At 60.5% G+C, this 7,273-nt stretch carries 3 protein-coding genes; 2 read left to right on the forward strand and 1 reads right to left on the reverse strand.

The genetic code is table 11. The annotated features are described in order from the left end of the window. Positions 1 to 106: 106 nt before the first annotated feature. A complete protein-coding gene (locus tag APH44_RS09105; RefSeq protein WP_054892367.1) occupies positions 107 to 2,140 on the reverse strand; it encodes an alpha-1,4-glucan--maltose-1-phosphate maltosyltransferase in 2,034 nt (677 codons plus the stop codon). Between the two features lie 139 nt (positions 2,141 to 2,279). Between APH44_RS09105 and APH44_RS30065 the strand changes: the two genes are divergently transcribed. Next, positions 2,280 to 2,441, forward strand: coding sequence for a hypothetical protein (locus APH44_RS30065; protein WP_177339344.1), 162 nt, complete (start codon positions 2,280 to 2,282; stop codon positions 2,439 to 2,441). Positions 2,442 to 2,769: 328 nt separating this feature from the next. Further along, the coding region (locus tag APH44_RS09110; protein ID WP_054892368.1) for a neuraminidase-like domain-containing protein at positions 2,770 to 7,273 on the forward strand (4,504 nt) is incomplete at its 3' end.

Genomic DNA, 7,273 nt, shown 5'->3' on the forward strand with positions numbered 1-7,273 from the left:
GACTCCTTTCAATTCTGGGTTCGGCACGCCCCTGTGCAGGAGCGGCCTTGTGAGTGGCGGCAGGCCTGTCGGGTCACGCCCGCAAAAGCCCACCCCGGCAAAGGGATCAGCCGAGCTTGCTGATTCGCCAGATGCCGAACGGCTGGTGCCAAGGCTCGATGCGCATCCACTGGGTCTTGCCATGCCAGGTCCAGCGGTGCCCGGTCATCAGGTCTTCACCTTGCGTATCGGCGCTGTCATCGAGCCCCAGCTCCCACAGCGGCAGTTCGAAATGCGCTTCCTGGGCGTTGTACGGATCGAGGCTGATGGCGATCAGGATGAAGTTGTCGCGCTCGGGCGTGCGCTTGGCGAAATACAGGATCTGGTCGTTCCAGCAGTTGAAGAAGGCCACGCCCAGGTGCGTCTGCAAGGCGCGGTTCTGTCGGCGGATGCGGTTGAGCTGGGCGATCTCGGCGACGATATTGCCGGGCGCGGTAAAGTCGCGCGGGCGGATCTCGTACTTCTCCGAATCCAGGTACTCCTCCTTGCCCGGCAACGGTGTGCCCTCGCACAGCTCGAACCCCGAGTACATGCCCCACAGGCCCGAGCCCATGGTCGCCAGCGCCGCACGAATGAGAAAGCCGGCGCGGCCGCTGGTCTGCAGGAAAAAGGGGTTGATGTCGGGGGTATTGACGAAAAAGTTCGGCCGGTAGCACAGGCTCCACGGCGGCTGGTTGAGCTGTTCGAAGTACTCGCGCAACTCCTGCTTGGTATTGCGCCAGGTGAAATAGGTGTAGCTCTGCGCGTACCCGACCTTGCCCAGGCGCGCCATCATCGCCGGGCGGGTGAAGGCTTCAGCCAGGAAGATCACATCAGGGTACTGGCTGCGCACATTGGCGATCAGCCATTGCCAGAACGGCAGCGGCTTGGTGTGCGGGTTGTCGACACGGAAGGTGCGTACCCCCTCCTCGACCCAACCAACCACCACATCGCGCAGTGCCAGCCACAACGAGGGCACGGCCTCGGGCGCATAGAAATCGACGTTGACGATGTCCTGGTATTTTTTCGGCGGGTTCTCGGCGTAGCGAATGGTGCCGTCCGGGCGCCAGCTGAACCAGCCCGGGTGTTCGGTAAGCCAGGGATGGTCCTGGGAACACTGGATGGCGAAGTCGAGGGCGATTTCCAGGCCGTGCTCGGCGGCGGCGGCGACCAGCCGACGGAAGTCTTCGCGGGTGCCCAGTTGCGGGTGGATGGCGTCGTGGCCACCGTCTGGGCTGCCGATGGCGTAGGGGCTGCCCGGATCGTCGGGGCCCGCCTGCAAGGCATTGTTGCGCCCCTTGCGGTGCTGCTTGCCGATGGGATGGATGGGCGGGAAGTACAACACGTCGAAGCCCATGTCGCGGATCATCGGCAGGCGCTGGTGCACATCGTCGAACGTGCCGTGGCGCGCCGGATCGTCAGTGACAGAGCGTGGGAACAGTTCGTACCAGCTGGCGAACAGGGCGCGCTCGCGGTCCACGTCCAGCGGCAGCTCGGGACTGCGGGTCAGGTAACTGCGGTGCTCGGCCTGGCTCATCAGGCTGGCGCTTTCGGGGCTCAGCAGCAACGCCACCTGATCGCCCGGCGCCAGCGTCGGCAAGCGCTGTTGCAACTGCTCGAGCTGCTTGCGCAACGGCCCTTCGCTGCGCTCGATGCCCTTACCCAGCAGCAGCCTGCCCTCCTCCAGCTCCAGCTTGACCTCCACCCCGGCGTGATACTTCTTCTCGAGGTCGTGACAGTACGTGGCGTAGGGATCGATCCAGGCTTCGATGCCGAACAGGTGCAAGCCCAGCTCCACTGGGGTGAACTCGGCAACCCACAGATCGTTGCCTACCGAAGTCATCGGCACGCCATGCCAGTGCCGGCTATGGGCTTGGCGCCAGTGCAGGACCACTGCCAGGCGGTCATGACCGTCGCTGTAGACCTTGCTGGTGACCTGCACCGCCTGTCCGCTTACCGCCTTGACCGCGAAAGTGCCGCCGTCGAGCACGGGCGTGGTGTCCTCGATCACGATGCGTGGCGCCAGCAAGGCCTGGGACAGGCTGATAGCCTGGTCGGGATGATCGTTGGCCTTGGGCACTTGCTCGAAAGGCGCTTTTGCGACGGGCTCATTACCGGACATCGAACCTTGCTCCCCTAAGCTGGTGGCGGTAAGGGTTCAGAGCCGTGGGTGCGCGGCGGGTTCAAAAAAATTGAGCGAATGGCTGGCACGGCAGGTCGAAGCCTGCAGAACCTCTTCATCCACCGCGCGAGGTCAGGCCATGAACATTCCCATACCACCGGAGACGCCCGATCCGAACATCGACGAACCGGCGCTGCCGCCGCCGGTGCCCGAGGAAGATCCGGACGAACTGCCGATCAAGCCGACCGTGCCGCCGACGGTAGGTGATCCGCCGAGCCAGGAGCCGCCGGTGAAGGCCTGAGCATAGACCAGGCCGGGTCACACAGGGGCCCAATGATTCCGCCATATCGCTGGCCTGTCCGGCAGGCGGGCACTGCTTTATTCGACCAACAGCCGGGGCCGTTCAGTGCCCCTTGGCGGTGCAAGCCGCTGTCACAACACAGTTCAGGCAAACCACGGCGTCGCCACTTTGAGCGCATGCGTGGCCCTGCATGAGCCTGCGAAACATCGACCTACCTAGTATTTCTGTCAGGTGTGCCCTGCGGCGGACGCGTGTAGTTTGCCGCAGTGGGCCTGGCGCAGATTTACAGCCGCGTCAGCGCAACAGCATCTGCCGAGGACTGTCCGCGATGAATGACGCCACCAACCCTGCCAACCGCCCAGACGCCGCCAACTACATGAAGCTGTTCCCGGAAGACCGCACACGCTGCGCGCCCGGGGCGTTGATGAGCAACGACAGCAGGCTGGCCTACCTGGTGCACCTCAAGGAACTGATTCAAGCGTTCGAAGTACGCGCGGATGTCAACGCACCGATCACCCTGCTGACACGGCGCCCTGACCTGCTGACGTTGAAGCTCGACGACAGAAACGCCCGGCGTACCCTGCCCAAGATCAGGATTACGCTTGAACTGCTGGAAAACCGTGCTCAGCAAGCCCTGGCAAAGAATCAGACGCTACAAGCAGCGGTCGCGCAAGGCTCCGGCCAAGCCAGTGTGCCCTTCCATCGTGCCTGGGAGTCGGTCAAAGCGACACTGGCGGCCAAACAGGTCCAGCTGTGGGACCTGCTGAGTGCTACCAGCCTCTGTTATCCACTGTTCACATTCGCCCATCTGCCTTCGGCAGCCCAGCGGACGGCCACCACACTGGCCAGCGGTTTCTCGCCGCAACTGCGGACCCTGCTGCTCCACGCTACGCCCAGCGAGCTGAAGCTGAGTGCAGCCGCGTACGATACGACGCGAAAGCTGGCCAAGGCGCTGGCACTGAGCCGTCGTGAACTGCGCCAGTTGCTGGCTGTAGAGGCTGTCGGCAAGGGCGGTACGGCGGTGCCCCGCAGCCCCCACGTGCCCACAGCCGCCAAGCCATCCAGCCAGGTATATGGCGCCGTGTTCATCAATAACGGTGCAACGCCGTTGTATCTGCTCGAATCGGCGCCCGCGCAGCCTGCGACAAAAAAAATCGTGCGCATCGAAGGCCTCACCGATGCCCACCTGGACCGCCTCCAACGCATACTGCGCCTGCAGCGGGCCCTGGGCCTGAGCGCAGCCCAGACTGACACGCTGGTCATGGCTGCGCTGCGTGCCGAAGGCCAGACCAGCAACTATCAATTGACGGACAAGACCCTGCGCGCACTCGGGCTGTTCCGTCATCTGCAGCAAAAATACAACGTCAGTGCCGAGCAGTATGCTGCGTTGATCGATGCACTCTCACCCTATGCCATTGGGCGGCAGGCTTCGTTCTACGACCAGCTGTTCGCCGCCGGGCATGATGAAGACGGCCAACCTGCACAACACTCCCTGAAACTGGACGACAAGGCGTTCGATCCTGCGTCCACCACAGGCGCCGACGGCCTGACAGTCAAGCAACTGGCGCTTGGCCTGAGGGTGGATGACACCTTGCTGCGGGGCATTTTGGATCGGGTGGTCAAAGCACGGAATCTGCAAAAACCGACACGCTCGCTGGCCGTGGTCTCGGCCTGCTACCGGATCGTTGCCCTGGCCCGGTTGTTCGGCACGTCGACCCTGCAAGGCCTATCCCTGATCGACGTACTGATGAATCAGGACCCTGTCTACTGCCAACAATTGGCCGGCCAGCCAAGCCTTGCAGGCGAGCCCGGCAAAGCCGACATCATCGATGTGATCGCCGGTGTGCTGCAGGCTGCGGAGTGGCTGCAGCACCAGGGCATGGACGCCTTGCAACTGGCCTACCTGCTCAATCCCCGGACGCCTGGCTTCCACCCGGCATGGGGAAATGCGTTCAACCCTCAAGGCAGCCAGAACGCCGATGCCCTCCACCTGCAGCTGAAAACGGCACTGGGGCTCGAATCACCAAACCTTGTTGCGCCCCTGCTGCGCTGGGCCGGGGTCGACGCCGAGCTGTTGAGCACCCGGATAGCGGCCATCGCTGCGCAGTGTACTGCAGAGTCAACGACACCAAAGGCGTGCTTCACCGAAAGTGACCTCACGCAGTGGTCAACCCTGCAACGCTACGCCGACGTGACAAAACTGTTCAAACTCAGCGCACACCTGCTGGATCAGCTGACGCTTACCCCAGAGAGGTTCAACCTCAAGGATCCGAAATCGGACAAGTGCCGCCCGCTGGACCTGAGCACCGTCTATCAACTTGGCCGTTACAAGGCAGTACTGGCCAGGCTGGCCCTGGGCATGGGCGAACAGGACCTGCTGGTATACCTGAAAAGGTTCGAGGCGCACGACGAAGCGTCATCTGCAGACAACACGGCAAAAGAACATTGGGCCGCGCTGGAACAGCTGCTCGGCCGCACCAGCGGTTCTCTCTGTGGTTTGATCGACATTGCGCCGCCCGACACCTTGACGGGCATCGATCGCCTGCTGCGCACCCTTGAGCTGGCAGACAAACACCAGCTGGCAGTGGACACCTTGTTGCAACTGAGCAAGCTGCCCAGCACCGACAGCTACGCCCCCTTCCAGCAGGCCGCCGTGGCCCTGCGCAAAGGCTGCAGCGCCAAGCAGCGCAAGGTGGTCGATGAACAGCACAGCGTTGCCTGGCGCGACGCCCTGATGCAGTGGATGATCAGCAAATGGGCGCCCACCGACCCGGCACACAGCTGGATCACCAGCACGCAGACCCTGGCCGACTACCTGCTGATCGACCTGCAGGTGTCTCACGAACCCCTGACCACCCGCACGCTGTCGGCTACCGCCAGCCTGCAACGCTACCTGCACCAGATCCACTCACGCCTGGAAAACGGCTACCGCAGCACCGCGATCAGCGACGCCGAGCGCGACGAATGGGAAAACTTCAGCAGCAGCTACGAGCGCTGGAGGCTGCGCCAGGATGCGCACAACGAGCCCCAGAACTTCATCGACCCCACCCGCCGCCAGCGCAAGACCAGCGCCTTCAAAGACCTGGAGACCCAGCTGGCGCAGGGCAAATGCCAGCCCGAAGACATCCACATGGCCATGCTTGGCTATCTGAGCAACTTCGAAACCCTGAGCAATATCCAGCCGATCTCGGTGTATGCCGACGGCACCTCGCCACTGACCGATACCTACCATTTCATCGGCAAGACCAACGTCGAGCCGACCGAGTTCTACTGGCGCACCCTGGACATGTCGCAGCGTGATCAAGAGGGCGTGCCGAGCATGTTGGCGTGGGGCGAGTGGGAGAAGATCAGCCTGGCGGTCAGCGCAACGATCGCGCTGACCCCACTGCCGCCGAAGACGGACGACAACCGTACCCATATCGAGCTGATCCGCCCGGTGATCGTTGCCGGTCGTCGTTATGTGGTGTGGGTCGAGCGTGATACCACCGGGATTCCCATGGGGCCCGACAGCAAGCCCAGCGAGTACTTTGCCTTGCGGGTGTTATTCGCCTTCCAGCAGACCGATGGCAACTGGAGCCCGCCCAATGAGTTCATGACGCTGGACGGGCATGACGAGCAAGGCGTGTTCAAGAGCAGCGAAGTACTGGCGACCAACACAGCAGGGACTGCTGCAAACACCAACGTGTATTTGAAGACCAGGACGTTCATGCCGGGGTTGATGGTCATGGTCAACATCCATGGGGATCGGTTGCACGACCCCTGGTTGACCACCGTGGTGTTCGATAGCTCACTGCCAGCGGAGGAAGGAAAAGAGCCGACACGCAACGTTGATTATTTCATCAGCACCAAGGACCTGCTGTTGCTCGAGGACAAAGCGCTCGATCTCGGTAACGTGACGGACCGCCCTATCGAGACAAACATGGTGAAGCGGTGGTTGAGCTTCTTCCGAGACCCGCGGACCGTACAACATCCCTATGTGGGGGCGGTTACCCAGCTGAAGACGGTCGAGGAAAAGTCCACAGCGTTCAGCTGGAGCGACCTGGCTTCTAAAGATGAAGTAAAAGATCGCTACGAAATCAGTACGCTCGGGCAGGCCTCTATTGAGGCATCATTGTCTGACGCTTTGGATTGCATTTCAGTCGGTATCACGCTGGACAGCGCATTGAGGTTGAGAAAAGACAATCTAAACCTTTCAGCAACGTTTGAATCAGACTGCGATTTCAGAATGCTATCTCTGAAAATGCATTATGGTCCTGCAGACTCATTCGACGCCGGCCGAATCCTTGCATCCCTCGGAAATGTCGAAAACTGCCGTGAGATAAGCGGACTAGCACGCCTATACGATGAAATAAATCAAATACAAAACAACATAAAGGAAGTACGAAAAGAACGGAACCACGCAGAGCTCTATTCAACGCCAGAGGTCTACGCCGAAAAACTCAAAAAGCTCGATCAAAGAGAGAAAGATCTGGAAAATAAATTACTTGCAGCAAAATCAGAAAAAAACGGCCATATAAAGGGAAACTTTAAATCCATCATATTCCAAAGCAAAACAACATACCCACCTTCACAGGAAGAACTTTCAATAACCTCCACCATAGAACTAACCGCACAATTCAGCACCCCTGAAAACTCAAACATTAATCAACAAATAACCTCCAACACCAAAAACCCTATAGTGCCGAAAAGCTGGAAACTGTCAAACTGGGAAGATGCCACTGAAACCCTGACAGTCAAGCTTGAAAATACCGACTCCATTGTTTCGACAACAATTACGGAGCAGCCATTACCACAATTCTCAGAGCTTATCGAAGCGACCCCAGATTACGCCG

It is taken from the genome of Pseudomonas sp. NBRC 111143, from assembly GCF_001320965.1.
GTDB classification, from domain to species: Bacteria; Pseudomonadota; Gammaproteobacteria; order Pseudomonadales; family Pseudomonadaceae; genus Aquipseudomonas; species Aquipseudomonas machongensis.